The organism is Streptomyces sp. NPDC058086 (genome assembly GCF_042885015.1).
Classification (GTDB): Bacteria; Actinomycetota; Actinomycetes; order Streptomycetales; family Streptomycetaceae; genus Streptomyces.
On record NZ_JBHVST010000091.1, the window covers coordinates 20997 to 46713 of the forward strand.

The window sequence follows — 25717 nt, forward strand, 5'->3', positions numbered from 1 at the left end:
CAGCGGGCAGCGGGCAGCGGGCTCATGGTGGGGGTGGCGGGGGACGTGGTGCCGGGGGTGTCGGGGGTGCCGGGGGTGTCAGCGGTGTCGGGGGTGAGGCTTGGGCGAGCCTTCGGTGGCCTGGCGGGACGCTCAGTGGCCGTAGGGCGGCTCGAAGCACCCGGTCTCCGGGTACGGGCCGTTGGTCGTCACCTCGTAGTTGGACTTCTGCACAAACGCCGTGACGCAGGCGTCGTCGTGGACACGGAGGCCGACCAACGCTCCCTCGGGCGTGACCTCGCGACCGTCCGTGAAGCGCGAGTTCATGGCCCGGACAATCAGTGTCCCGCCGAGCGGCTTCCCGTTCGACCCGGTCCGCTCTTCCTCGTAGCCGAGGTGGAGCAGTGCCGCGCGCACCGTCACGGGGTCCCACTTCTTCCGCTCCCACAGCCGCTTCAGGACCGGCCTGATGCGATCGGCTTCCCTTCCCGCGTCCATCGCGCCGGCGGGCGACATGGCTCCCGGGCGGCGGTAGCCGTTGTTCTCGTTGTAGTGGGGAGCGCCGTCGCCTGCCCCCGGCTCCACGTACGGGGAGGCTCCCGATGCGCCGGAAGCGGCGCTCCGAGATGTGCCCGTAGGAGCTCCGGCCGTCGAGTCCGTGGCGCGCTGCTCACCGCAGCCGCCGAGACTCAGGACGGCGACAAGGGCCAGACCCGTCATCGTTGGGCTGCCGGGTCGGCCGGATATCGATAGAGGCATGGCATGACTCTGCCATGCCGGGGATGGCCATGTCCGCGGCGTAGTCGACGCGAGCCTGGCGGTCTGCCTCGCTGATTTCGGGGTGGACGGGGGGCGTGTGGGGTGCGCGCCAGAGTTGGACCAGGTGGCGCTCCCCGTGGTCGCCGATGCCGGGTTCGGGGTCGTCGGCATGGCAGTACAGACGCATCCGCACCCAGTCGGTGCCGTCGGGCGAGGGTGGGAGGTGGAGGGGAGGTTCCTCGTCCGGCCATGCGTCGAGGATGTCGCCCTGTTCGAGCGTCGCGAGCCAGAGGGTGGGGAGGTCGGCCCGCAGGCTGATCTCTTCCGCGGGCTCCCACTCGGCGCCGGATTCGGGTGCCGGCGGGACGTTGTGGATCTGGACGGTCAGCTGGAGGGGGCCGGTGTCGGTGGTGGTGAGGACGACGGCGCCGGCGTCGGTGGCCGGACCGCAGCGCCAGCCGAAGGGCATCTCCCGGGCGTACTCGTAGTCGTCGGTGAAGCCGATCAGGTAGCCGTTCTCGCCGAGGTCGACCGTGAACGAGGACGAACGGACCAGCATGGGGGATGTCGCTCCCTTCACTGACACGAACTCTCCCTTGATGCGTACGGGCATTTGATGCGTACGGGCATTGTGGCTGGTCCGTGTTGATCGGTACGGGTGGTGCGCCGGATCAGGGGCTCAGGGCCCCGGGTTGATGTGCCGGGCCCAACGGTGCCTCCGGCAGGAAACGGCGTCTCCGGCGACCTCGGCCGAGAAGTACCGCCCGTCGAACTGGGCCGGCCGTCGGAATCCGTTGTCGTCCAGGTGGCCGAGTTCGATCAGGTCGGGCCCCCCGTACGGGGAACCCTGGTGCGCCTCGACGGCGCGGACGCACAGTGTCACCTCCCCGTGTTCGGGTCGCGGGGCGTCCGCGAGCGCGTGGTCGAGTCCGCCGACGACGACGTGTGCGACGAGTGAGGCTCCGCGCGCCTCGACGCCCGCCCTGAGCGCGTCGCCGAGGCGTAGCACGAGACGTGCGTCGCTCACCGCCATGACCGCGCTCGCCTCCCACGCCTCGTCCCTGGCGCGCACCCCCAGCAGATGGCGGGCATCGGACGCCCGGTGGGCCGCCGTGGGTGCCACACCGCCGCCGCCCGTTGCGGGAACGGCGAACCGCGCGGGGTGGATGCCGGGAGAGATCCAGCGCGGGTGCAGGGCGGGTGCGGTGAAGTCCTCCTGGAAACCGCTGTCGGACTCCGGCACCTCGTGGTGCTCCTCGTTGAACACCGGCCAGTCGTCCTCCCAGCGGATGGCGGCGAGGAACGTCTCGCGTCCGTTGACATAAGACCCAGGGGTGGTTCCACGTGGTCGCACTCCCGGGTGGACCGCGAGCCCCGGTCCACCGCCGCCCCGCTTCACCCACTTTTGTACAGCGGTCCTCCACCTGAGCGGGCACCGGCCCGGCACCGAATGCCCCTGTCGATCGAGGCTGCCTTCTGCGCGCACCGACCGTGACCACATCGCTCGCGCCAGTAACTACGGTCATGGGCAGGGCAGTTGATATGCGAGGCTGTCGTCAGCCGCTCGCGGGCAAGGTGGCCGGGGCAGTCGTCGAGAGGAGCGCAGCGTGAGTCAGGACGGCTTCCGCACCGAGGAGATGGACACCAGCAGGCCGCATCCTGCGCGGATCTACGACTACCTGCTGGGCGGCAAGGACAACTACGAGGTCGACCAACGGGCCGGCGACCAACTCGCCTCCGCGGCACCCGAGGTGCGGATCGGCGTGCAGGCCAACCGCGCCTTCCTGCAACGCGCCGTCCGTTACGTCGTCGGCAGCGGCGTCCATCAGATCCTCGACGTCGGCACCGGGCTGCCCACCGCCCCGAACGTGCACGAGACCGCCCACGAGGTGGCCCCGGACGTGCGCGTCGCGTACGTCGACAACGATCCGATCGTGAAGGCACACGGCGACGCTCTGCTCAGCCGCTCCGGCGCGACCAGTATCGTGCTCGCCGACCTGCGCGATCCCCGGGCCATCATCGACCACCCCGACGTCCGCCGAGTCATCGACTTCGACGAGCCGGTCGCCCTGCTCCTCGTCGCCATCCTCCACTTCATCACCGAGGCGGAGAAGCCCGATCAGGCCGTCGCCGCCCTTCGCGACGCGCTGCCGGCCGGCAGCTTCCTCGTGCTCTCGCACGCCACGGGCGACTTCGCCGACCGCAGCGAGGCCCAGGCCGTCTACAACAACGCCACCGCCACGCTGAACCTGCGGACCCGAGCCGAGGTAGAGCGGTTCTTCGACGGCTTCGAACTGGTCGAGCCCGGCCTGGCCCAGGTCCCGTTCTGGCGCCCGGACACCCCGCCGCCGGCACGGTCCGGCGAGATCGGCTTCTACGGGGGCGTGGCTCGCAAGATCGGCTGAACCGGCCTCTCCGGCCGCCCCATGAGGCGGCCGGCGCCGGCACGAACAGAATCACGGATGAGGGGCCTTCCTTCCGCGCGGTTGGTTACGGCGGGTGAGGCGGGATCCCCGGTTCCGGCAACTGGGCATTCCGAGTGATATCGGCTGCGCGTCTCCAGCTCAGCCATGCGCGTGAGTATCGGATCGCCGAAACCATGGTGGCTGGCGGTGTCCGTGAGGCCGGTGTCCTCGGTGCGGGTCACGGCGATCGGTATGGCCCCGATCCGACCGGCGATCTGAATGGCGGCCGTGCCCACACTGCTGGACGCCGGGGGGATTCTCGGTGAGGCGCCGTCGATGGGAAGCGACAGTATGTCGGCCGCCTTCAACGCCTGCCATGTGACCGCGCGCGGCCACGGTACGCAGCAGGCGAAGCGCGCTTGCGGTTGTCGATCTGGCCAGAGGGCTGCGGGATCACGGTGTGGATGCCGCGTCGTCGCAGGTGCTCGCGGATGGCCCGGGACGAGTAGGCTCATCCTCGCGGCTCAGAGCGCGATCGGCCGGTATCGCAGGGCTTCGTCGACGATCTCCTCCGCAGATGCATCTTGCTGGTCTTCCGGGGGATGAATGATCAAACCACTGACCCCGGGATGCAGCACATTGGCTTCGAGCAGGCGCAGGTAGTAGTCGGTCTCCGGGGAGGCAACGAGGACCCTGCGGACGATCTCGACGAGTTCGTCCCGAGTGATGTCTGCTACCCGGCGGCAAGTGGGCCTGGCCGCCTCCTTGGCGAACTCCTCCACGTTGCTGCTTCCGTGATAGTGGGCAAAGTCGAAGGCCACGTAGTCGTGGCCGGTCATCGCGTTGAAGGCGCGAATTGCCTTGTCAGCGGCCTCCGGACGGACGGTCAGCAGGTCAGCGATCCGATCGATCTCGCAGCTCAACTCATCCAGCCGTTGCCGGCTCACAGGCGGGGGCAGCAACTCCGGTCTCAGGTCCACAGCCCAGATTATGTCCACCGGCGCCGACACGCCGGAGCAAGACCCCCGGTGTGCTGCCAGTTCTCATCATGGCGCGGCTCATGCGGTTGACCTGCTGCATTGACGCTCCTGACCATACGTCTCTCAAATTTCTCTTCGTTCGTAGCAGCGTTGGAGCCGGTTGAAGGCGTTGTGCCGGGCGTGGGTGCGTGCGATGTGCCAACGCCGACTGGCTTGGACAGGAGCCTGGTCGCCCTTGTGCGCGATGCGACCAGCCAGGTTTCGGCTGGTCAGTTCGTCACGAGTGTTCTGCGAGTCGTATCCGGCATCCGGGTTGACGGTGAGCACATCTGGGAGTGGGCCGAGGTCGTCGAGCTTGTCCGGAGTCGGCGCCGGCAGTGGCGAGTCGTGGCGGTTGGCACCAGCCGGCACCCGGCCGAGCGGGATGCCGTACCGTCGACCATGAGGGAGCGTGTCCCCCCGCTTACCAAGATCGACCGGAGAGCGCCCGGAAACCATTTCTCCGCCGGGGGCTTTGGCGATGCAGCCATCGATGGAGATACCTTCCCATACCAGGCCGACGATCCGGTCGTTGAGACGGCGGCGGTGAACACCGAACGGGTGGCCAGGGGGCAAACCTCGGCCGCTCAGGAAACAGTGCGGAAAACTGAACCCGCAACGGCTCGACAAGCCAAGCCGGGATGACACGCACGGACGATCCTCGTGCAGGCAGCAGATCCGGGCCGTCTTGCGCGGCACGTTGGACGGATTGCTCGTCCGGCCGAAAAGGACACGGCACTTCACCATCAAGCGGCCGGCTCGTCCGAGGTGCCGGCGGGTGCCGCCAGCCATGGCATGCGGTGGACGAGGCTGTCGCGCAGCTCGGTGAGGATCGCGATTCGCTCCTCCAGCTGAGCCACCCGCTGTGGGCGCGGGCCCCAGCCCGGGGGGGACCGCCGCGCGGGGGCGGGCGCCGAGGGGGGGAGTGGGGGGCGGGTGGGCCGGCGGGGCCCGCCCCCCGTCCCGGCCGGCCCACAGCGGCGAGTAGGAGAGCACCTTGGGTAGATCGGCGTCGAGGTAGGCCAGGAGGGACTTCACATCCTCCACGGTGAGCCCACAGGACAGAAGCTCACGGATGTTGCGGACCCTGCGTACCGCACCGGGCTCATACAGGCGATAACCCGCCGTCGTACGGTCGGACTCCAACAGGCCCTGCTCCTCGTAGTAACGCAGGGCACGGGTCGTGGTCCCGGCCTCCGCGGCCAGTTCACCGATCAGCATTGCAGCCACCTCCGAGTCCGACCATAAAGCTTCACCCGTACGTCAAGGTCAACTCCCGAGCCGGACCACCGTCTTCCCGGTGTACGCGCCGTTCACGAGATCGAGGAGGGCCTGCGGTGCATTGGCCAGCCCATCGATCACCGTCTCGTCATGGACGATCGCGCCCTCTCGCAGCCACGTACGGAATTGCGCGCCGAACTCCGGAGCACGCTCAAGGTGATCGCCCACGGAGAAGCCGCGGATGGTGAGCCGCTTGCCGAGGACACTGAGCAGGTCGCCGGGACCGCCGCCGGGACTGGCTTCGCTCTGCCGGCTGAGGGCTCCGCACACGGCGATGCGGCCATGCGGGTTCATGATCTCGATCGCGGCGCGCAGCTGTTCGCCACCCACGTTGTCGAAGTAGACGTCGATGCCTTCGGGTGCGGCCTCGCGCAGCCGGTCGACGATCGGTCCGTCGTGATAGTCGAAGGCCGCATCGAACCCGAGTCTCCCGGTCAGATGGGCGGCCTTGTCCCGCGAACCGGCGCTGCCGATCACCCGGGCCGCTCCCTTGAGCCGGGCGATCTGACCGGCCATGCTCCCGGTCGCCCCCGCCGCGCTGGAGACGAAGACGGTGTCGCCGGGCCGTAGTTCCGCCGCGTCCATGAGCCCGACGTAGGCGACCAGTCCGAAGCCCAGGTAGGTGGAGGGTGACGGGTAGGCGTCCCGGTCGACGCGGCGGAACAGCCCGGCCTGCGCCACGGCGTACTCGCGCCAGCCGAGCCGGTGCATCACCAGGTCGCCCGCGCCAAGTGATGAATCCACAGAGGCGACCACTTCACCGATGGCATCGCCGTACATCACCTCGCCGACCTCATAGCGGGGCATCGGCAGGCCGGACTCGCCCGCGATCAGCATGAGCATGCCGGGATCGAGCGACATGAACAGATTGCGGACCAGCACCTCTCCCGATGCGGGACTGGGAACAGCGACCTCGGTGATCTCGAAGTCCCCGGGAGCGGGCAGGCCCTCAGGCCGTGCGAACAGCCGGGCTTCCAGCCCGGTACGGGAGATACCGGAGCGGCTGGAGAACGCTGTGCTCTTCGAAGATGTGTCCATGCCGACGACGCTACGGATTGACCCATGCGTCAAGGTCAAGCCGTCCGGCCGGTAACGGCCTCGAGACGTACGTGAAGGCCGAACGGCTTTTGGCCCGCACGGAGTTGCACACGACTCGATGACCTCGGAGCCCGGCCCTGTGTTACTTCCCGCCCGGCGACGCCTCCTGCCCGCGCGGCCTCCAAGGCGTCAAAACGATCGCGCCATAGGCGGCGACCGTGCCAGTGAGGCCCTCGGAATCGGGGCCGGATCGGAGCACACATAGGCTCTCGATCACGGAGAGGGTGGGGGTGCCAGATGTGGTGGAAGCGACGCCAGGACGAGGGCCCAGCAATGCCATTGCCGACGGAGCGGTGGCCGGCGGCATGGGATGAACCTGGTCTGCTGACGCCGAAACAGCGGGTCCGGGCTGTGGTCGACGCGATCACCGACGGCACCACAGCCCGCCCCGATCAGCTTCAGGGCCTGCCGGCCGAGGCCGTCCTGACTGTCGAGCGTGATCAACAAGCTCCGATGGCAGATGCCTACCGAGACTTCCTTTGCCTGATCGGCGGTGGCGCCGGGCGCTTCATGCAGGGGGAGGACGTCTACCATCCCGACGTCCTTGGCCTGGGGACAGCTGCCCGCGAGCTGCTCGAGGAGAACGAATCGCCCTTCCGCTTCGAACCCACCGACCGCGTCTTCTTCATGCACCAGGGCTGTCAGTTCGAGTTCATGCGAGGCACCGGACCTGATCCCGAGGTCTGGTCATACTCCGAAGGCGACCACGAAGACGTTCCCGTCCGCAGCTACGCCTCCTTCACCGACTGGCTTCGCGCGACTGCCGAAGCAGAGATACCGGCCTGGAAGCATCACGTCGAGAGGGCGCGCGAGGAGACCAACGCCGACGGCAGCATTACGTTGCGCTGGTAGCCAACTCCTGGGTCAGCTGCCCGTCACTTCCATGCCCGGAGTGACGGGAAAGGCGATGGGTTCGCCGATGCTGGGGATCCTTGAAAACGGCTCTGCCCGAAGTTCCGTGAATTCGCAGGTCGGGCTCCACGGAATGCCGCATGCGCCGGAAGCTCGTCGCTGGAAGGGGCCAGGCTAGTGCCCTGACCAAGAACGTTCACGGTGTTGGTTGACACGCCGTCCAGCCTGTCGGCTGGGCGGCGTCGTGGCGTTCAGGCTGGGGCGGTGGCAGTTCTTGTACGTGTGCGGCGGCTCAGTACCGGGCAGGTCAGCAACTGCTGAGAATCACCCGCCGGGGCACCGGCTCGCCGATCCGGTTACGGCGGGCCATGGTCGTGCTCGCGTCCGCCGGCGGCAACAAGGTGTCGGCCATCGCCCGCCTCGTGCAGGCGGACGGGGATACGATCCGCAGGTTATCCACCGGTTCAACGAGATGGGCATGGCCAGCCCGGACCCTGATTCCTTGTCGACAGCTCCAGCAGTGGTGACCGCCCGCGCCGGACTGTTCGAGTGCGGGGCCGCGACGCCTTTCTGGACCCTGGCCGACGAGGCCTCCGCTGAGAGCGGCGCGCGACCGTACTCGTGAGCATCCGGCGCACGACGCCTTACGTCTTCGTGGCTGCGAGCCCTCGCGGGAGAGCGGTGCGGGCCCGATGCTCATGGTGGTGGTCGCGTGGGCTCCGAACGGACGCCTCAGGAGGCCCTGGCGTCGAGGTCTCCCAACAGAGCGGCGGCGTTCGGCGTCCTCGCGATCCGCCCGCAGGCCGGCGTCGGGTGGGCGCCCGCCGGGCATCCCGACCCGCTGCCGACGAACGATCACAAGCTGCACGGCGTCCGGCAGTTCCACGGCTGCTAGAGCGTGGGCGACGACCAGCTCCGGGGCGTCGTCCGCCGGCGCAAAGGCACCGCGAACACCCACGCCGCACTCAAATCCATCCGCCGAGCGCTGCCGGACGGGGCACCGATCTACGTCATCCTGGACAACCTGTCCGCCCACAAGGGCGTCAAGATCCGAACGTGGGCGGCCCGGAACAAGGTCGAACTGTGCTTCACCCCGACCTACGCGTCTTGGGCCAACCCGATCGAGGCCCAGTTCGGGCCGTTACGCACGTTCGTGATCGCCGGCTCGAATCACCCGAACCACACCGTCCCGGCCCGAAATCTGCACGCCTGCCTGCGCTGGCGCAACGCCAACGCCCGTCGTCCCGACGTCCTGGCCGCCCAACGCCGCGAGCGCGCCTGCATCCGCATCCGCAGTGAACGACAAGGACGCTGGGGCCAACCCACCACCCGAGCAGCCTGCCCCCCCACACCTCAAACGTTCAGTACTTGTTGCTGTCGTGCATCACCCGTCGGCGAGGCGTTGGATCGTGGCGCTCAGCCAGGCCTGGAGATCAGCGGGGTCACCGAGTTCGGAACGCAGGACCCGGAGGCGGGTCGAGACGCCGAGCACAAAGGCGTCGATCGCTGCGGCTCGGCTGCGGGCGTCCGCGTCGTCCAGGCCGCTGTCGCGCAGGTAGCGGTGCAGCGGCTCCAGCGAGTTCGTGTCGAGGAAGGCGGCCAGCGCCTCCGCCGCCTCCGGGCGTTCGCCGGACGCCCGTTGCAGCACGAGCAGCGGATCCTCCCCGGGCGCACCGAACCAGCGCTGGACGATGCTCGCCGCTAGGCGCGAACCCAGCGCGGAACGGTCGCCGTCGAAGGAATTGGAGACCGGGATCTCCACCCGGGTCGCCGCCAGGAAAAGGCCGTCCTTGCCGCCGAAATAGCGCGTGATGAGGTTGGGCGACACCCCGGCCGCGTCGGCCACGCCTTTGACCGTGATCGCCGCGTACCCGTGCTGGGCGAACTGGCGTCGCGCGTGCTCCAGGATCCGCTGCCTGGTGGCGGCCGCATTGCGCAAAGTCATGTGTATCAGCATACACATCATGTGTACGCTGATACACATGAACGACGAGATACGGGAACGACTCCAGCGGACGCGGCGTGTCACGACCCCGTGGAGTGACGACGGGACGCGCGGCATCAGCGGCACCCACCTCGACGAACTGCTCGAACGCTGGGCGAACGGGTATGACTGGGGCGTGCACGAGCGCCGCATCGGCGCGTTCCCCTGGGTGACGGTGCAGGCAGGCGACACCGACCTGCGGGTGATCCACCAGCGGTCCGCGGATCCCGGCGCGCCGGTTGTCGTGCTGCTGCATGGCTGGCCGGACTCGGTGTTGCGGTTCGAGCGCGTCCTGCCTTTGCTCGCGGACATGCACGTGGTGGTTCCCGCGCTGCCGGGCTTCCCGTTCGCGGCCCCGCTCACCGATCCTGGTATGTCGGTCAACCGGATCGCTGGGATCGTCGCGGACGCTCTCGAGGAGCTCGGTCACTCGCGGTACACGGTGTCCGGCGGCGACGTGGGTGGCACCGTCGCGGAGATCCTCGCAGCCGAACACCCGGACCGGGTTGCCGCCCTGCACCTCACGAACACCGCCCCACAGCGTGCGCTCACGGCAGACCCGGCGAAGCTCGCGCCCGACGCGGCGGCCTACCTCCGCCGGTCGGCACAGTGGTTCCGGACCGAGGGCGGGTACATCGCGGAGCAGTCGACGCGGCCGAACACGCTCGCCGTCGCGCTCGGCGACTCACCCGCCGGCCTCGCGGCGTGGATCATCGAGAAACTGGAGTCCTGGTCCGACGAGTCGGCCTTCACTCCGGACGAGCTTCTCACCTGGGTCACCGCCTACTGGGTCACCGGCACGATCGGCACCTCTTTCACCACCTATGTCGAACCGGCCGCCCTCCCTGACCGGATCAACACGCCGACCGTGCTCTCCGTGTTCCCGCGCGACATCAAGCCGGAGCCGCGAAGCTACGCCGAGGCGTTCCTGAACATTTGCGATTATGTGGAACACCCTGCGGGCGGCCACTTCGCAGCCTGGGAACAGCCCGAGGCCTACGCCGACGACGTACGCCGTACGGTCAAGCTGGGAGGCTGAAACGGAGCTTGCGGATGCTCCACCACCGCAACGCCGTGCGCCCGGAACGGCCCATGGCGTTGCATCTCTGTGGGGGGGCTTGCCCAGGACCCCGCGTCCTGGCCTGACGCCGACCTGCCGTGGTCGGGGTGGTGGGCAGCGTGGTCGGGCTCATGGTCGGGGTACGACCGCAGACGGCGTGTCGCGGGCTGGTCCGGTCAGCGGCGGCGTCGGAAGACACCGCGGGGCCCGTTCCTCTCCGCTTCCGCGCGGGCGGCCGGGCGAGATGGGGCAGCTCACCGAGACCGCGACCGGCCTCGTGGCCGAACGACTCGCGTGCCGCTGGGTGCGAGACTTCGCGCCGTCCCAACGCCACACTGGTCCAGCAGCCACGCTATGTGTCGTTGGTGGCGCAGAAGTGGCACAGGGCTACTGACAGACAGGTGGCACTTCACACAGCAGTGCCGAGGTCCTGGAAGTGGCGCCGCTCCGCGATACCGAGTTCTTTGGTGACCTGAGGGGCACGGATTCCCCTCACGACACCGGAGTCTGGGTGCCAGTTCACGGACGGGCTCGTGTGCGGTCTCGCACGATGATCTTGCCGGTGTTCTCGCCGCGCAGCATTCCCAGGAACGCGTCCACGATGCGCTCGAAACCGTCAACCACCGTCTCGTCCAGAGCGAGTCGGCCGCTCTGCAGATGCGGCACCGCGAACTCGTACAACTCCTCCTGCATGTCACGGTAGTTGCTGACCAGGAAGCCCTCCATGCGGAGGCTCTTCTCCACGATGTCCGCGTAGTTGAAGCGCGGTGACGGCGCGTCGGGGGTGTTGTACTGGCTGATCGTGCCGACGCGGACGATGCGCCCGAACTCGCGCAGCGCTCCCACCGCCGCGGCCAGTTGCTCGCCGCCGACGTTGTCGACGAACACGTCGATGCCGCCCGGCGCGACCTTGCCGAGCAGGTCGGCGGCGGGCCCGTCGTGGTAGTCGAAGACGGCGTCATAGCCCACCTCCCGTGTGAGGTGGCCGGCCTTCGCCGCCGAGCCCGCACTGCCCACGAGCCGTCCGGCGCCGAGCAGTCTGGCGAACCGCCCGGTCGCCGTGCCGACCCCGCCCGCGGCGGCCGACACGAACAGGTCCTCCCCCTCCTGGAGTCGGGCGATCCGGGTCAGGCCCACATAGGCGGTCAGGCCGGTGCCGCCGAGAGTGCTCAAGTACGCGGTCAGGGGCACCCCGTCGAAGCGGGGCAGCTGCCGGATCTCCTCGGACTTGACCACCGCGTGCGTGCGCCAGCCCTGCCGGTGGAACACGATCTCGCCCTCGGTCAGCCGAGGCGTGCGCGAGGCGATCACCCGCCCGATGGTGCGGCCCTCCAGCGGTGCGTCGAGCGTGAAGCCGCCGGGCACGTCGTCCATCATCTCGCGGTGGTAGGGGTCGACGGACCAGTAGAGGTTTTCCACGAGCGCGCTGCCGACTGCGGGGTCGGGAAGCGTGGATTCGACGAAGGCGAAGTGCTCGGCGGTGGGAAAACCGTGGGGGCGGGCGGTCTGGTGCACGGTGAGCGCGGTCTCGTTCATGCCCGGACCGTAGGGCGGGAATGCGCCGCCTGGGCAGCCGGTTGGGCTCATGCGACACACCGTTCCATGAGCAGTTCTCATACGTTGAGGTGAGCACCCCGTGGCCCGCACGACCGACTCCGATCTCGCCCCGCAGGAACTGCGCGTCCTGGTGGCGGTCGCGGACACCGGCGGCTTCTCGGCCGCGGCCGACACACTCGGTCTGACCCAGTCCGCCGTCTCCCACTCGGTTCGCGGCAGCGAGCGCAAGATCGGTGCCGTCCTCTTCGAACGCGGCCGCACCGGAGCCCGCCCCACCCCTGCCGGAGAGAAGGCCGTCGCGCACGCCCGCCGCATCCTGCGTCTGCTGGACGTCCTGACCGCCGAGGCGCGCGGCGCGGCCCGGCCCGGAGCTGCGGAGGGGCCGCTGCGGATCGCGGCCTTCCGCAGCGCGGCTCTCCACCTGCTGCCGCCCGTCCTGCAGCGGCTGCGCGCCCGGCACCCCGGGATCGAGCCGCGGGTGCGGATCGTACGTGAGGTGGGGCGGGGCACCGCGGGCGAAGTGGCCGACGGGAAGGCCGACATAGCGATCGCCGCGCTGGGCGGCTCCGTGCCGCTTCCACCGGGTCTGATCGCGAGCGGACTCCTTGAAGAGCCGTATGCCCTGGTGCACGCGACGGGTCACGCCGCCCCACGCTCGCTGCCGCTGGTCGACTGGGCCGAGAGCTGTGGCTCGCACACCCGCGGCTGGTGGGCCGCACAGGACTGGATCCCGAAGGCAACCGTCGAGGCGGAGGACGACGGAGCGGTGCTCTCCTTGGTGAGCGGAGGTCACGGAATGGCGATCATGCCGGCACTGTCCTTGGTCGGAGCGCCGAACTCGGTCGGCATCACCGATCTCGGCCCCGAGCGCCCGACACGCCAGGTCGGCTATGTCACCACCTCCGAACTGGCCGGATCCGCTGTCGTGCGCGCCTTGGTGAGGGAACTACGGGCGACGGTCCCGCAGGGTGTGAGCCTTCTCAGCGACGAGGCTTGATCAGGTCGAGTGGGCGAACTGCCTCGCGAAGGCAGTCGTGGTGTGCCACGACCTTCTTCCGAGGCGCCTCGCACGGCTTCTTCCACGGCTGGGCGCGGTCGGCGGCCTGTACGACATCCGCTGGGCAGGCCGGTCCAGCGCCGCCGCAGCTTGAGCGGCCTGCGGCTGCCGGCCGGGCAGTCGGGAGCCGGGAGCCGGGAGTCGATCCTGCGATCAGCTGACGTGGGCGGCGACGGTTCGCGCACACACCAGGGACTCCGTATGCGTCGTGTCCACCTCCAGGTCATAGAGCACCCCCTCGTGAACCGCGTCCGTCTGCGACGCGGCCATCCCCTGGATGCGGTCTCCTCGTGCGACCTCACGGCCTGCGGCGACCGCACTCTCACACCTGACGCCGACCCACAACACATCCAGTCCGCCCAGAGCCCTCTGCCACCGCTTCTGGGATGCCGCTCCGCCGAGGAAGACGTCATCGATGATGACTCTGGCGCCTGCTCGGGCCATCGCCACAACGCCCTCCATCCAGGCAGCCTCCAGCGCCCGGAAGTCCGCCCCGACGCTCACCTCGCCATCCGCCGCGAACACGATTCCCTCGTGCGACGCCTGCATCTTCGCGGGCATGGCGTCGACAAACGAGTCGCACCCGAACGCCAGCCACGGATCCGGCAGTACGGCCTGCAGACACCGTACGATCCCGGACTTCCCCGAGCTGGAACCACCGTTGAGAATGATCATTCGAGTCGTCACCGCGCCACGGTAAGGCGCTTCCGAGACGGCACGAAACGAATTTCGGCGCACACTGCTCTGCTGCCACAACCCAGTGTCCGGCCACCGACCGTCGCCGGGTGCGTCTCCCGACGGCGGAGACGGGTCGTAGACACACTGGTCGTTGAGAATGACATTCTGGTATAGGTAGAACAGCATTTCACAGACGGGGTGGAGCGCACGGCGACGGCACCTGGCCGGGGCGCCCTTGCTGGGTGCGTGCCTGAACGGAAGGAATCGCGTGGACTATCGCAAGCTCGGTACGACCGGTGTCGAGGTGAGCAGCCAGTGTCTCGGCGCGATGATGTTCGGCACGTTCGGGAATCCCGACCACGACGAGTGTGCACGGATCATCAACCGTGCCCTGGACGCAGGGATCAACTTCATCGACACGGCCGACGTGTACTCCCGCGGCGAGAGCGAACGCATCGTCGGTCAGGCGGTGAAATCACGTCGTGACGAGGTGCTGCTCGCGACCAAGTGCTTCTATCCGATGGGCGAGGACCGCAACATGCGGGGCGGCTCCCGGCGTTGGATCGTGCGGGCGGTCGAGGACAGCCTCCGCCGGCTCGGTACCGACCACATCGACCTGTACCAGGTGCACAAGCCCGACTGGGACACCGACCTGGAGGAGACCCTCGGCGCGCTGACCGACCTCGTGCGCCAGGGCAAAGTGCTCTACCTGGGGTCGTCGTCATTCCCCGCGGAATGGATCGTCGAGGCCCAGTGGGCCGCCTCCCGGAGCGGGAGCGGGCGGTTCGTGTGTGAGCAGCCGCAGTATTCGGTCTTCGCGCGGTCGGTGGAGCAGTCGGTGCTGCCGGCCTGTCAACGGCACCGGATGGCGGTGATCTCGTGGAGCCCGCTCGCGGGCGGCTGGCTGACCGGCAAGTACCGGCGCGGCGAACAGCCGTCGGCGGGTTCGCGGTTCGACCCGGGCGGCCGCTTCATGCAAGGGAGCGTCAGCGACGCCGACGACCTTGCCTCACCTGCCCGTTTCGACGCTCTGGACGCCCTGCGTGAGATCGCCGGGCAGGCGGGCCTGTCGCTGACCGAGCTGGCTCTGGCGTTCGTCGGCAACCATCCCGCGATCACCTCGACCATCATCGGGCCCCGCACCATGCAGCACCTGGAGGACGCTCTGTCCGCGGCGGACGTCCGCCTCGGCACGGACGTACTCGACGCCGTCGACAAGGTCGTTCCCCCAGGTAGCGACATGCCAGGGGTCGACCACTTCCTCCCGTACCCGGCGCTGCAACCGGAGTCCCGTCGACGGCCCAAGAGCCGGCCGTCCTGACGTCCGCCCCCCGCTGGGCAGGTCCCGCTGTCATGGCCCTCAGCAGCTGCCCCGACCAGCCCGTCACCGTCACCCTCGCCCGCTGCCCCCGCACCGCCCTGCGCGGCCGGAGGTCCCTCGGCCGAGGCCCGAGCCGGGCGCGCATGGGGCGGGGCTGACCGGGCGGTGGGAGTTCGGCCTGCGGCGGGAGTTCCGGCAGCCGACGCCTTGGCTAATCTGCACGGGTGACCACCGACCTGACCCTGCTGCCACGTGTCGCCTATCGCGGACAGGAGATCACCGCGCCCCGGCTCCGCGGCCTCCTCGCGCTGCTCGCGGGCGACTTGCGCACGGGCTGCAGCACCGAGCGGCTGGTGGCAGGGCTGTGGCCGGACGAACTGCCGGAGCGGCCGGGAAAGGCGGTGCAGGTCCTCGTGTCCAGGGCGCGGGCGCAGCTGGGCGCCGACGTCCTCGCGAGCACGCCGACCGGATACCGGCTCACCCTCGCCGAGGACCAGGTCGACAGCTCCGCCCTGCTGCTGCACGCCGCCGCCGGCGCGGACCGGGCCAGGGCCGGGGACCACGCGGGATCGCTGGCCGCGGCCGAGGCCGGGCTCGCCCTGTGGGAGGGCACTCCTGACGGGGCCGGCAGCACCGACGACCCCCTGGCCGCGCTGCGCACCGAGCGCGCCCCCGTCCGCGGCACGCTCGTACGCACGCGGGCGCTCGCGCTGGCCCGGCTGGGGCGGCATGCGGAGGCGGCCGGGCCGCTGGCCGTCGCGGCCTCGGAGCATCCGCGCGACGAGGAAGTGCTCGCCGCGCTGTTGCGCGGTGAGGCGGCGACGGCGGGCCCGTCCGCCGCGCTGATGCGGTACGAGGCGTACCGCCGTGAGCTGCGCGAGACGCTCGGCACGGATCCGGGCGCCGGGCTCAAGGCCGTACAGCAGGAGCTGTTGCGCGGCGAGGCCCCTGTGGTCAGGCACGGTGTGCCGCACGAGCCGAACCCGCTGCTCGGCCGGGACGAGGACATCGCGGCGGTGGAGCGGCTGCTGCGTGTCTCCCGCGCCGTCACCGTCGTCGGCCCCGGCGGCCTCGGCAAGACCCGGCTCGCGCACGCCGTCAGCCGCCGGGCCGAGCAGCGCGTGGTGTATTTCGTGCCGCTCGCCGGCGTCACCGCGGACGAGGACGTGGCCGCGGAGGTGGCCTCCGCGCTCGGCGTCGGCGCCATGGGCGGCCCCAGCTCGGCCGACCCGGTGTCCGGCATCCTGGGCGTGCTCGGCTCCGGGTCCGCGCTGGTGGTGCTGGACAACTGCGAGCAGGTCGTCCGGGGAGCCGCCGACCTCGTACAGGCCCTGGTCTCGTCCTCGAAGGACCTGCGGGTGCTCGCCACCAGCCGGGCCTCGCTGGGCCTCACATCGGAAGCGGTGTACGCGCTGCCCGAGCTCGGTCTCGACATCTCCATCGAGCTGTTCACCCAGCGGGCCCGGGCCGCCCGGCCCGGCGTGGAGCTGCCGCCGGACGCGGTGGCCGAGTTGTGCCGCCACCTCGACGGGCTGCCGCTCGCCGTGGAGCTGGCCGCGGCGCGGGTGCGGGTCCTTTCGGTACCGGAGATCGCCCGCCGCCTCGGCGACCGGTTCGCGCTGCTGCGCGGCGGGGTGCGGGGCGTGCCGGAGCGCCACCGCACGCTGCACGCGGTCGTGGAGTGGAGCTGGAACCTGCTCACGGAGGACGCCCGGGCGGCGCTGCGCACACTGTCCGTCTTCCCCGGCGGCTTCCTGGGCGAAGCGGCGGAGCAGGTCCTCGGCGAGGATGCGCTGTTCCTCCTTGAGCAGCTGGCCGATCAGTCGCTGCTCACCGTCGCCGACACCCCGGCCGGCGTGCGGTTCCGGATGCTGGAGACCGTACGGGAGTTCAGCGCGGCCCGGCGTGAGGAGGCGGGCGAGGACGAGGAGGCCGTCGGCCGGTTCCTCGTCTGGGCGCGTGACTTCGGGGTCGCGTACCACGATGCGCCCTTCGGCTCGGATTCGCAGGCCGCCTGGGAGCGGATCAAGGCCGAGCAGGACAACCTCGTGCTGGCCCTGCGGCACGCCCTGGCCCGTACGGACAACCCCGCCACCGCCGCCCTCACCGCCGTCCTCGCCAGTCTGTGGTCCACCGGCACCAACTTTCCCCGCCTCGCCGCCCTCGCCGCGGACACCGGCCCGCCGCTGTCGCACTACCACCCCGAGCCCGAATACGTCGAAGTCGCGCGCACCGCCGCGGTGTTGGGCACGGCGACCGTGTTCATGGGCCCCGGTCCGCGCGCCATACGCCAGCTGGTCACTCTCCGGCGGCTGCCCCCGGCCCCGCCGGACACACTGATGCGAGCCACCGCGGTCGTGCTGAGCGCGATCCCCGAGATACGGCCTCCCGACTACGACGTGCTGCGGGGACTCTGCGAGGGTGAGGACGGCAGCGAGCGGCCGCTGCTCTCCGGCATCGCCGAGTGCGTCGCCTGCTACGTCTGGGAGTTCGAGCACGACATCGACCGCGCGCTCGTCTCGGCCCGCCGGATGGTCGTGGGACTGGCGCCGGTCGACAATCCGTCCGTTCAGCTCATGGTGCATTCCCGGCTGAGCGAGCTGTGCCTGCGGACGGGGCGGGGGGAGGAAGCGTACGAACATCTCAAGGCGGCGCTCAAGGTGCTGCCGCGGCTCGGCGACGGGCACGACTACATCAGCATCCGCTCGCTCCTCGTCTTCGCCTGCCTGCAGCGCGGCGAGACCGACGAGGCCGAGGACTGGCTGCGGCAGGCGGAGAGCGACAACACCCCGCAGCAGGACGACTTCTACCGGCCCGACCTCTGTGGGCGCGCCGAGATCGCCCTCGCCCGCGGACTGACGGAGGTCGGGCTCGGCCTGTGGCGCGGCGTCGTGGAGCGCATGCTCGCGGCCGGCTCGATACGCGGCGATGACGCCCGGATCGACCCGTGGGTGTTCCTGATCCAGTCGGTGGCGGTGACGGCGCACGCGCATGCCGACCGACTCGGGCTGGTCGCGGAGTTGGCCGACCGGTTGCGGCAGCGGCTGCGGACGCTGCTCTGCGATCCGGTCGGCTCGCCCTCCGAACTCCCCTTGTTCGGGACGATGCTGCATGCCCTCGGCATGGTGGGGCTCGCGTCCGGCGACACCGGTGCCGTACGGATGATCGCGCTGGCCGAACGGCTGGGGGTGCCGCGCGAGTTCCAGCCGACGATGTCGGCGGACCGCGCCCGCAAGGCTGCCGAGGATGCCGACAGGGCGGCGTACGCCGACGCGGTGTCGGAGTACACCGCCCTGGAGCGGGACGAGTTGCGGGAGGCAGCCCGCGCTGTCATGGCGGCTACTTCGGGTCGCGGTTGAACGACGCCATCGACCAGCGGTAGCCGAGCGCGGCCAGGCCGACGCACCAAGCGATCGCGATCCACCCGTTGTTGCCGATCTCGGTACCGAGCAGCAGTCCGCGCAGGGTCTCGATGGCCGGTGTGAACGGCTGGTACTCGGCGATCGGCTGGAACCAGCCCGGCATCGTGTCGGCCGGGATGAAGGCGCTCGAGATGAGCGGCAGGAGGATCAGCGGCTGTGCACTGTTTGCGGCCGCCTCGGCGTTCGGGCTGGCCAGGCCCATCCCGACCGCGATCCAGGTGAGCGCCAGGGCGAACAGCGTGAGCAGCCCGAACGCCGCCAGCCACTCCAGGACCGTGGCGTCGGTGGACCGGAAGCCGATGGCCACGGCGACGGCGCCGACGAGGACCACGCTGGCGATGCACTGCAGCACGCTGCCGACGACGTGCCCGATGAGCACGGACCCGCGGTGGATCGCCATCGTGCGGAAGCGGGCGATGAGGCCCTCGTTCATGTCGGTGGCGACGTACACCGCGGCCCCGATCACGGTGCCGCCGATGGTCATCATCAGGATGCCCGGGACGATGTAGGCGATGTACTCGGAGCGGTCCGCGCCGCCGCCACCGATGCCCGCGCTCATCACGTCGCCGAAGATGTAGACGAAGAGCAGCAGCAGCATGATCGGCGTGAGCAGCAGGTTCAGGGTTCCGGATGGGTAGCGCCACGCGTGCAGCAGATTGCGGCGCAGCATCGTGGACGAGTCGCGGACGGCGAGGGAGAGGGCGCTCATCGGACAGTCTCCTTGGACTGGTTGGGCTGGCTGGGCACGTTGGTGGCGCCGGTCAGGGCGAAGAACACGTCGTCGAGGTCGGGGGTGTGCACGGTCAGCTCGTCCGCCTCGATGCCGGTCGACTCCAGCCAGTCGAGAATGGAGCGCAGCTCGCGCTGGCTGCCGCCGCTGGGGATCTGCAGTGCCAGTGCCTCGTCGTCGCGGGCGACCTCGCGCAGGGCGACGGCGGCGGACTGGTACGCGGCCGGGTCGGTGAAGCGGAGCCGGACGTGTCCGCCCGGGATGAGCCGCTTCAGCTCCTCGGCGGTGCCCTCGGCGGCGATCCTGCCGTCGTTGAGCACGGCGATGCGGTCGGCGAGTTCGTCGGCCTCCTCAAGGTACTGGGTGGTGAGGAAGACGGTGACGCCGCCGGAGACCAGCTCCCGGATGATCCCCCACATGTTGTGGCGAGCGCGCGGGTCGAGGCCGGTGGTCGGCTCGTCAAGGAAGATGATCCGCGGGTCGCCGACGAGGGTCATGGCGAGGTCGAGGCGGCGCTTCATGCCGCCGGAGTAGCTCTGGGCGGGCTTCTTCGCGGCCTCGGTGAGGTCGAAGCGCTCAAGGAGTTCGGCGGCGGTACGGCGGCCCTCGCTGCGGGAGAGGTGGTGCAGGTCCGCCATGAGGAGCATGTTCTCCTCGCCGGTGATCAGGCCGTCGACGGCGGAGAACTGCCCGGTGACGCCGATCGCGGCCCGCACGGCCCGCGGGTCGACGGCCAGGTCGTGGCCGCCGACGTGCAGGTCGCCGGCGTCGGCGGTGATGAGGGTGGAGAGGATCTTCACGGCCGTGGTCTTGCCGGCGCCGTTCGGGCCGAGCAGGGAGAAGACGGTGCCGGTCGGCACCGCCAGGTCGATGCCGTCGAGCACGACTTTGTCCCCGTAGGCCTTGCGCAGCCCCTTGGCCGCGATGGCGAGTGAGTGCGTTGTCGTTGTCGTCATGCCGAGGAGGTTGCGCCAGGGCGCATTCAGCGCGGTTTCACGGTGGTTTCAGTGCCCTGGAACCGGGCGGCGGAGGGCAATGCCTTGTTGCCTCCGCGCGGTGGCGGGACTTCGGGCCCGGCGGACTTCGACCACGAGGAGCGCGAACTCGGCTCGCGTGGGGACAGAAGGGGCCCCTGGACGGCGGTGACGCCGGCCAGGGGCCCCTTGACGCGATGAGCCTGCGTCAGCCGTCGGACTCCGAGGAGGGGATGTAGGCGCCCGGGACGTCCTTGGGCGCGAAGATCTTGTCCTCGCCGGGGTAGGGCTTCGTCCACCCATGTGTCTGGTACCACGTGAAGTGGTTCATCTGTGCGGGGTTCGCGAAGTCGGGAATGGCACCCGGCCCGGTCAGCCGCTGGTGCGTCTTCCATTCCTCCCACTTCGCCGCGAGTGCCTGCTTGCCCGCCGGCACCTTTGCCGAGGGCACGGCCGCTGCACTGGGGTCCTGCGGCGCCGGGGTGTCCACGCCGCAGGCGGGCGGGGTCTTCAGGCCGTCGGTCAGCGAGGTCCGGTTGGGCAGCGCCTTGAACGGCGTGAAGTCGGTGTGCTGGGTGAACGCCCCCCGCATCGGGCTGGCCGCGCTGTCCTTCTGGTTCATCGGATGGATCCCGAGGATCTGCTCGATGGTCCGGATCATCGTGATCTGCGAGTAGTAGTGGCTGTCGACGGTGCCGTGCTGCGCCCAGGGGCTGATGATCTGGATCGGGGCACGGTGGCCGTCGACGTGGTCGAGGCCTGCCTGGGAGTCGTCCTCGACGACGAAGATCGCCGAGTCCTTCCAGTACTTGCTGTGCGAGATCTCGTCGACCATCCGTCCGACCGCGAGGTCGTTGTCCGCGACCTGAGCGGCCGCGTTCGCCGGACCACCGGTGTGGTCGTTGGAGAGCCAGAACATGTTCAGGTTCGCCGGACCGTTCTTCTCGAAGTCCTGCTTCCAGATCTGCTCCTTGTAGATGTCCGGGATGCTGGTGTCGAACAGGGGGAAGCCGGGCACCGACACCTTGTTGAGCGACGGGATCGCCGAGCCCGTTTGAATGGGGTAGGCGGTGTCCTGCCCGGTCGCCTCCATGTTCTTGGTGTCGCAGTACAGGTTCTGCCAGGACGCGCCGGTCGGCTTGCTCTCGAACGACTGGAACTCGCCGAAGTCCTTGACGGACTTCCCAGCCACCTGCGCACCCGTCCAGATGAAGCCGGACTTCTGGTGGCCGAGAGCGTCGTCCTCGGTGTCGTAGCTGCGCGTGTACTCACCGGCCGAGGACTCGGTGTACTCCGGGTCGTCGGCCTGCATCAGCCAGTTGTGACCCTCGGCGGAGTTCGTGCCGATGTCGTAGGTGTTGTCGTACAGCCCGAACTGCGAAGCCAGCGCGTGCTGGTTCGGCGTCACGTTCTCGCCGAACTGCGTCACCGACGGGTCGCCGTTGCCCTGCGGCATGTCACCGAAGACCTGGTCGTAGGTCCGGTTCTCCTTGACGATCATGAAGACGTGCTTGATCGTCGAGGGAGCGCCGAGCCGCGCCGGGACCGGTACCGGCTTCTGGTTGCCCTTGCCGTGGGCCAGCGAGACCGAGCCGCGGGTCCAGCCGTTCTGTCGGAAGACCTTGCCCGTCTGGGACCTGATGACGCTGTCGTCCGGCAGGGTGAACTGTGTCAGGCTCGACGTCGTGTCGTGGGTGCCGTGCCCGGCCTTGTTGGTGGGGCGGCGGGCGTCGATACCACGGGTGTTGGAGACGACCACCTTCTTGCCCACGGTGGTGATCTCCGCGGGGAAGTAGTCCGTCGGGAGCAGGCCGACGTAACTGGCGGGCTCCTGCGGGGACTTGTAGCGGTAGACGGCGACGGCGTTGGCGCGGCCGAGCGTCACCAGCAGACGGCCGTCGTCGGTGAGCGTCACCGCGTTGGGCTCGTAGCCCACCGATGCCTCCGGCCACGGCTGGGTGGCGATGGTCTGTACGACGTTGTTCTTGCGGGTGTCGATGACCGACACATTGTTGTCGGCGGTGTTGGTGACGAACACCGCCCCGTTCTTGGCGTACAGGGCCGTCGGGTGCAGACCGACGTCGATGCTCCCGACGGCTGCGGTCGGGTCCGCCAGGTCGATGACACTGACCGTGCCGGTGGTGGTGGCACCGGTCTGCGGGTTGGCCGGAACCTGGGTGCCGTAGGAGTTGATCGTGGTGTCGCCGGCCTTGGCCGGGCGCCCGCCCTCGTTGCTGACGTAGAGCTTGTTGCCGACCACGGCGATGCCGCGGGGTGCGTTGCCAACGGCCCAGCTCTGCTTGATGGTCCCGGTCGCCGCGTCAATGGCGGCCACCCGGTTCTGGCCGTTGACCGCGGAGTACACGGTGGAGCCGTCGGCCGAGAACACCGCGGCACCCACCAGTGCGTGCTTGGAGCCGTCGGCCGGGATCGAGATGGTCGTCGGGTTGGCGAGGGTGCCGTCCGAGTTCACGGTGAACCTGGTGTAGCCGTCGCTCTGGCCCAACCACAGCTGCGAACCATCGGGCGAGTACGTCGGGCCCTCCTGGCCGACGGCGCCGCTCGTGATGCGCAGGTCGTCCGTCGAGGCGGTGCCGACGCGCTGCTTCACCTGCCCGGTCTCGAGGTCCATGACCACCAGCGACGCATCACCGTCGGCGATCGAGGCCGCGAGATGGCTGCCGTCCGGGCTGACCGAGGACGACATGATCTTGCCGTTGTTGATGACGGTGCGGCTGCCGTACGGGGCGATGTACTGGTCGCTCGAGATGACCTGGCCGTGAGCGGTGACCTGGCCGACCTGCTGGGTGCCGAACTGGCTCGTCGAGGCAACAGCGGTGCCCGTGACGGCGAGGGCCACAGCGATGCCCGCCGCTACCAGAGTGCTCCGGCGGCCGAAGCGTCTGCCAAAAAGGTTGATCTGTTCCTTCTCGATACTCCGACGCTGCCGTGCTACCTGCATGGAGTTATCCCTTCGGGGCGGTGTCGAGCAGGTCGACGTTGCCGTCGAACTGCCAAAGCGGGTTGGGTGCGTCCCCGGTCGGGGTGCGGACCAGGAAGTAGCCGTTCACTTCCTTCGGTCCGTCGCCGTCGGCCATGAAACGACCGTCAGGTGTGACGTCGAGCTGGTAGATCGCCGTCCCCACGACCTCGACGCCAGGGAGATGCCAGGACACGACGCAACGCCAGTCGTTGCCCGGCCCCGCGACGGCGACCTTGACGCTGCCCTTGTCGCACGTCGCCGTGGCCTTCAATTGCGCTTCCGTGACGGCGGGACGGTTGAGTTGCTCGGTTTGCAGGCGATAGAGGTGGGCGAACGCCGTGGCGACCGAGCGCTGCACTTTGTCCTGCTCGATCCCCGAGCCCGTGGCCCCGGTCGCCGAGGCGAGCACCGCGACCGTGACGGCGACCAGCCCGACGAGCGGCAGGACTCCGGCGGTAACCGCGCGGCGCCCCGAGCCGTCGTAGGTCGGGTTGGTGAAGTCGCGCCGCAGGAAAAGCACGTAGGCCAGCACGCTTGCGGTCACCGCCCACAGCAGGCTGACCACGATGCCGATCAGGAGCGGGCCGAGCTGCGTGGGGCTGGTGAACAGACCGTTCCAGGCGATGAAGGCGTAGCTGGGCAGGGCGAGGCGTACGGCGACGGGCAGCGGCATCATCTGGGCGAGCTGCATCGCGAGCGCGACGAGCGCGGGCAGCAGCAGACCCATCGGGGACCGCCCCAGCGTGACGGACCCGAGCAGTCCGATCGCGGCGAGGGCCAGGGTCGGGGCGAGTACGCAGACCCAGGCGAGCAGGACCTTGCCGGCGGCGTCCGCCGGCGTCAGCAGGTGGCCGTCGAGTCCTGCCAGCGGCTGGTTGCCGACCGCGACGATCCCGCCGGCCGTGCTGGAACAGGCCAGCCCTGCCACGAGCAGCAGGATGACGGTGAGGCTGGCCAGTGCCTTCGCGGCGAAGATCCGCCTGGGCGAGCGGACCGCCACGAGCAGGTGGCGCCAGGTGCCGAGCCGGTCCTCGGAGGCGAAGACGTCGCCCGCGACGAGGGAGGTCAGCAGCGGGAGCGCCCAGGTGCCCGCGAAGCCGAGCATCACCAGCGCTCCGGCCCACCCGGTGGCGTGCATCCAGCGGCCGAAGAGGGTGTCGGAGGGGAGCGTGCTCTGCTGGCTCACCGCGGCGACGAAGAGCGCCGGCGCGATCCAGCAGGCGAGGACCAGCAGGCGGATCCGCCATTGCGAGACCAGCTTGACCAGCTCGAAGCGGTAGGCGCGCGGAACCGAGACGCGGCGGGCTGCGGCAACGTTGTCGTCGGCGATGGTCGCGGTCACCGGCCGTTCTCCTTCTGCTCGGTGAGGGCGAGGAACGCGGCTTCGAGCGGCGACACCAGGGGGGCGAGTTCGCGCAACGCGATGCCCGCCTGCACGATCCGCACCACCAGTTCGTCGAGGGCGGGCACCGGCGCGCGTACGACGAGCACCTCGGCGTCGTGCCGTGCCCCGGTGTCGTCGACGACGCGGATTCCGGCCGTGTCGAGGGCCAGTTGGCGGGCGGCCTGCGGGTCGGAGGTGAGCATCCGGTAGTCGAGTTCACGGTTCTCGGCGGCCAGCTTGCTCAGCGGGCCGGTGAAGACGACCCGTCCGGTGGCGACGATGGTGGCCTCGGAGCACAGTGCCTGGAGGTCGTCCATGCGGTGGCTGGAGAGCACGACGCTGGTTCCGTCCGCCGCGAGCCGGGTGAGGACACCGTGTACGTGCCTTTTACCGGCCGGGTCGAGGCCGTTGGACGGTTCGTCGAGCACGAGCAGCCGGGGCTTGGTGAGCAGGGCGGCGGCGAGGCCGAGCCGTTGACGCATGCCGAGGGAGAAGCCGCGGGCCTGGTCGTCGGCGACATCGGTGAGCCCGACCTGGTCGAGCACCTCGTCGACCCCCGCGGTACGTGCGTCGCGGCCTCGCAGAGCGGCCAGCGCGGCGAGGTTCTGCCGGGCGGTGAGCGAGGGGTAGAGGCCGGGCCCGTCCACGAAGCCGGCGACACCGTCGGGGGCGGCGAGCGCACGCCTGAGCGGCGTGCCCAGGATCTCGAGGCGGCCGCTGTCGGCGACGGCCAGGCCCAGCAGGAGACCGAGCAGCGTCGTCTTGCCGGCGCCGTTCGGTCCGACCAGGCCGTGGATCTGCCCCTGCGCCACCTCCAGATCGACGCCGTCGAGTGCCACGACGTCGCCGAAACACTTGGTGATCCCGCGAGCCTGGACTGCGAGTGGTGTGTCCATGAGCCCCTTCTTCCGAAACACTCAGGGACCTTAGGGACGGCACACAACGCAGGCACAGGCGGCTGGTTGAACATGCAGGAAACGGATCGTCAAGGCGTCGGCAAGTCCGGGTGCACAAAATGGTCAGCATCGAGCCAGAGTTGGGCAACCGTTCCTGTGACTCCTCCCCCGGCTGAAGCCGGTGGCTTCTCGCTATGCCGGGTTGGCGTTGCGGCGGACCAGCCCGGCCCGTAGGACGTTGGTGGCTGCCACTGTGTCGGCGTGGGCGTGGTGGCCGC

The 25717-nt window shown here is 69.7% G+C and carries 19 protein-coding genes and 3 pseudogenes; 7 read left to right on the top strand and 15 right to left on the bottom strand.

Annotated features, from left to right (window positions below; genetic code table 11):
• Positions 1–132: 132 nt before the first annotated feature.
• The 3 genes from ACFVWD_RS43740 to ACFVWD_RS43750 form a co-directional block, all read right to left on the bottom strand.
• Positions 133–564 (bottom strand): hypothetical protein, encoded by a 432-nt coding sequence (locus ACFVWD_RS43740; RefSeq protein WP_389603557.1) that lies wholly within the window; start codon positions 562–564, stop codon positions 133–135.
• An 85-nt stretch (positions 565–649) separates the two neighbouring features.
• On the bottom strand, positions 650–1297 hold the full coding sequence (locus ACFVWD_RS43745; protein ID WP_389603558.1) for a hypothetical protein: 648 nt from the start codon (positions 1295–1297) through the stop codon (positions 650–652).
• A 120-nt stretch (positions 1298–1417) separates the two neighbouring features.
• Positions 1418–2092: a hypothetical protein gene (locus tag ACFVWD_RS43750; protein WP_389603559.1), complete on the bottom strand. Its 675-nt coding sequence runs from the start codon at positions 2090–2092 to the stop codon at positions 1418–1420.
• Between the two features lie 253 nt (positions 2093–2345).
• Between ACFVWD_RS43750 and ACFVWD_RS43755 the strand changes: the two genes are divergently transcribed.
• Positions 2346–3143 carry an SAM-dependent methyltransferase gene (locus ACFVWD_RS43755; RefSeq protein ID WP_389603560.1) on the top strand — a complete coding sequence of 266 codons (798 nt, stop codon included), beginning with the start codon at positions 2346–2348 and terminating at the stop codon, positions 3141–3143.
• A 524-nt stretch (positions 3144–3667) separates the two neighbouring features.
• Here the strand turns inward: ACFVWD_RS43755 and ACFVWD_RS43760 are convergent.
• The 4 genes and pseudogenes from ACFVWD_RS43760 to ACFVWD_RS43775 form a co-directional block, all read right to left on the bottom strand.
• A complete protein-coding gene (locus tag ACFVWD_RS43760; RefSeq protein ID WP_389603561.1) occupies positions 3668–4123 on the bottom strand; it encodes a hypothetical protein in 456 nt (151 codons plus the stop codon).
• Between the two features lie 132 nt (positions 4124–4255).
• Positions 4256–4814, bottom strand: a pseudogene (locus ACFVWD_RS43765) (IS5/IS1182 family transposase); the annotation flags it as partial.
• 425 nt (positions 4815–5239) lie between these two features.
• A pseudogene (locus tag ACFVWD_RS43770) lies at positions 5240–5383 on the bottom strand (MerR family DNA-binding transcriptional regulator); the annotation flags it as partial.
• Between the two features lie 48 nt (positions 5384–5431).
• Positions 5432–6481: an NADP-dependent oxidoreductase gene (locus ACFVWD_RS43775; protein WP_389603562.1), complete on the bottom strand. Its 1050-nt coding sequence runs from the start codon at positions 6479–6481 to the stop codon at positions 5432–5434.
• Positions 6482–6892: 411 nt separating this feature from the next.
• Here ACFVWD_RS43775 and ACFVWD_RS43780 point away from each other — a divergent pair, with 411 nt between their 5' ends.
• Together ACFVWD_RS43780 and ACFVWD_RS43785 are read left to right on the top strand one after the other, a co-directional pair.
• Positions 6893–7393 (top strand): SMI1/KNR4 family protein, encoded by a 501-nt coding sequence (locus tag ACFVWD_RS43780; RefSeq protein ID WP_389603564.1) that lies wholly within the window; start codon positions 6893–6895, stop codon positions 7391–7393.
• A 264-nt stretch (positions 7394–7657) separates the two neighbouring features.
• A pseudogene (locus ACFVWD_RS43785) lies at positions 7658–8732 on the top strand (transposase); the annotation flags it as partial.
• 45 nt (positions 8733–8777) lie between these two features.
• Here ACFVWD_RS43785 and ACFVWD_RS43790 read toward each other — a convergent pair.
• The gene (locus ACFVWD_RS43790; protein WP_389603566.1) at positions 8778–9338 is read right to left on the bottom strand and encodes a TetR/AcrR family transcriptional regulator; all 561 of its coding nucleotides are present in this window, start codon (positions 9336–9338) and stop codon (positions 8778–8780) included.
• Positions 9339–9375: 37 nt separating this feature from the next.
• On the opposite strand from ACFVWD_RS43790, the gene ACFVWD_RS43795 reads away from it, so the two are divergent.
• Positions 9376–10416, top strand: a complete 1041-nt coding sequence (locus ACFVWD_RS43795) for an epoxide hydrolase family protein (protein ID WP_389603568.1) — start codon at positions 9376–9378, stop codon at positions 10414–10416.
• Between the two features lie 540 nt (positions 10417–10956).
• Here ACFVWD_RS43795 and ACFVWD_RS43800 read toward each other — a convergent pair.
• On the bottom strand, positions 10957–11973 hold the full coding sequence (locus tag ACFVWD_RS43800) for an NADP-dependent oxidoreductase (RefSeq protein ID WP_389603570.1): 1017 nt from the start codon (positions 11971–11973) through the stop codon (positions 10957–10959).
• A 100-nt stretch (positions 11974–12073) separates the two neighbouring features.
• Between ACFVWD_RS43800 and ACFVWD_RS43805 the strand changes: the two genes are divergently transcribed.
• Positions 12074–12991 (top strand): LysR family transcriptional regulator, encoded by a 918-nt coding sequence (locus tag ACFVWD_RS43805; protein WP_389603571.1) that lies wholly within the window; start codon positions 12074–12076, stop codon positions 12989–12991.
• Between the two features lie 213 nt (positions 12992–13204).
• On the opposite strand, the gene cpt is transcribed toward ACFVWD_RS43805, so the two are convergent.
• The gene (gene cpt, locus ACFVWD_RS43810; protein WP_389603573.1) at positions 13205–13726 is read right to left on the bottom strand and encodes a chloramphenicol phosphotransferase CPT; all 522 of its coding nucleotides are present in this window, start codon (positions 13724–13726) and stop codon (positions 13205–13207) included.
• 271 nt (positions 13727–13997) lie between these two features.
• On the opposite strand from cpt, the gene ACFVWD_RS43815 reads away from it, so the two are divergent.
• Positions 13998–15050 (top strand): aldo/keto reductase, encoded by a 1053-nt coding sequence (locus ACFVWD_RS43815; protein ID WP_389603574.1) that lies wholly within the window; start codon positions 13998–14000, stop codon positions 15048–15050.
• A 224-nt stretch (positions 15051–15274) separates the two neighbouring features.
• Positions 15275–18409, top strand: coding sequence for an ATP-binding protein (locus ACFVWD_RS43820; RefSeq protein ID WP_389603576.1), 3135 nt, complete (start codon positions 15275–15277; stop codon positions 18407–18409).
• On the opposite strand, the gene ACFVWD_RS43825 is transcribed toward ACFVWD_RS43820, so the two are convergent.
• The 5 genes from ACFVWD_RS43825 to ACFVWD_RS43845 form a co-directional block, all read right to left on the bottom strand.
• Complete coding sequence (locus tag ACFVWD_RS43825) at positions 18390–19181, bottom strand: ABC transporter permease (protein WP_389603578.1); 792 nt, start codon at positions 19179–19181, stop codon at positions 18390–18392. The genes ACFVWD_RS43820 and ACFVWD_RS43825 overlap by 20 nt on opposite strands.
• Entirely contained in the window at positions 19178–20158 is a 981-nt protein-coding gene (locus tag ACFVWD_RS43830) for an ATP-binding cassette domain-containing protein (protein WP_389603579.1), read from the bottom strand. Before ACFVWD_RS43830 ends, ACFVWD_RS43825 begins: the two co-directional genes overlap by 4 nt.
• A 226-nt stretch (positions 20159–20384) precedes the next feature.
• A complete protein-coding gene (locus tag ACFVWD_RS43835) occupies positions 20385–23138 on the bottom strand; it encodes an alkaline phosphatase family protein (RefSeq protein WP_389603581.1) in 2754 nt (917 codons plus the stop codon).
• Between the two features lie 4 nt (positions 23139–23142).
• On the bottom strand, positions 23143–24501 hold the full coding sequence (locus tag ACFVWD_RS43840; RefSeq protein ID WP_389603583.1) for an ABC transporter permease: 1359 nt from the start codon (positions 24499–24501) through the stop codon (positions 23143–23145).
• The gene (locus ACFVWD_RS43845) at positions 24498–25439 is read right to left on the bottom strand and encodes an ABC transporter ATP-binding protein (protein ID WP_389603585.1); all 942 of its coding nucleotides are present in this window, start codon (positions 25437–25439) and stop codon (positions 24498–24500) included. The genes ACFVWD_RS43840 and ACFVWD_RS43845 overlap by 4 nt, the downstream gene beginning before the upstream one ends.
• Between the last annotated feature and the right edge of the window lie 278 nt (positions 25440–25717).

Coding starts and splice junctions, on each gene's coding strand:
- ACFVWD_RS43745 (WP_389603558.1), bottom strand. CDS start 1,297: ATGCTGGTCCGTTCGTCCTCGTTCACGGTCGACCTCGGCGAGAACGGC.
- ACFVWD_RS43775 (WP_389603562.1), bottom strand. CDS start 6,481: ATGGACACATCTTCGAAGAGCACAGCGTTCTCCAGCCGCTCCGGTATC.
- ACFVWD_RS43790 (WP_389603566.1), bottom strand. CDS start 9,338: ATGACTTTGCGCAATGCGGCCGCCACCAGGCAGCGGATCCTGGAGCAC.
- ACFVWD_RS43795 (WP_389603568.1), top strand. CDS start 9,376: ATGAACGACGAGATACGGGAACGACTCCAGCGGACGCGGCGTGTCACG.
- ACFVWD_RS43800 (WP_389603570.1), bottom strand. CDS start 11,973: ATGAACGAGACCGCGCTCACCGTGCACCAGACCGCCCGCCCCCACGGT.
- cpt (WP_389603573.1), bottom strand. CDS start 13,726: ATGATCATTCTCAACGGTGGTTCCAGCTCGGGGAAGTCCGGGATCGTA.
- ACFVWD_RS43825 (WP_389603578.1), bottom strand. CDS start 19,181: ATGAGCGCCCTCTCCCTCGCCGTCCGCGACTCGTCCACGATGCTGCGC.
- ACFVWD_RS43830 (WP_389603579.1), bottom strand. CDS start 20,158: ATGACGACAACGACAACGCACTCACTCGCCATCGCGGCCAAGGGGCTG.
- ACFVWD_RS43835 (WP_389603581.1), bottom strand. CDS start 23,138: ATGCAGGTAGCACGGCAGCGTCGGAGTATCGAGAAGGAACAGATCAAC.
- ACFVWD_RS43845 (WP_389603585.1), bottom strand. CDS start 25,439: ATGGACACACCACTCGCAGTCCAGGCTCGCGGGATCACCAAGTGTTTC.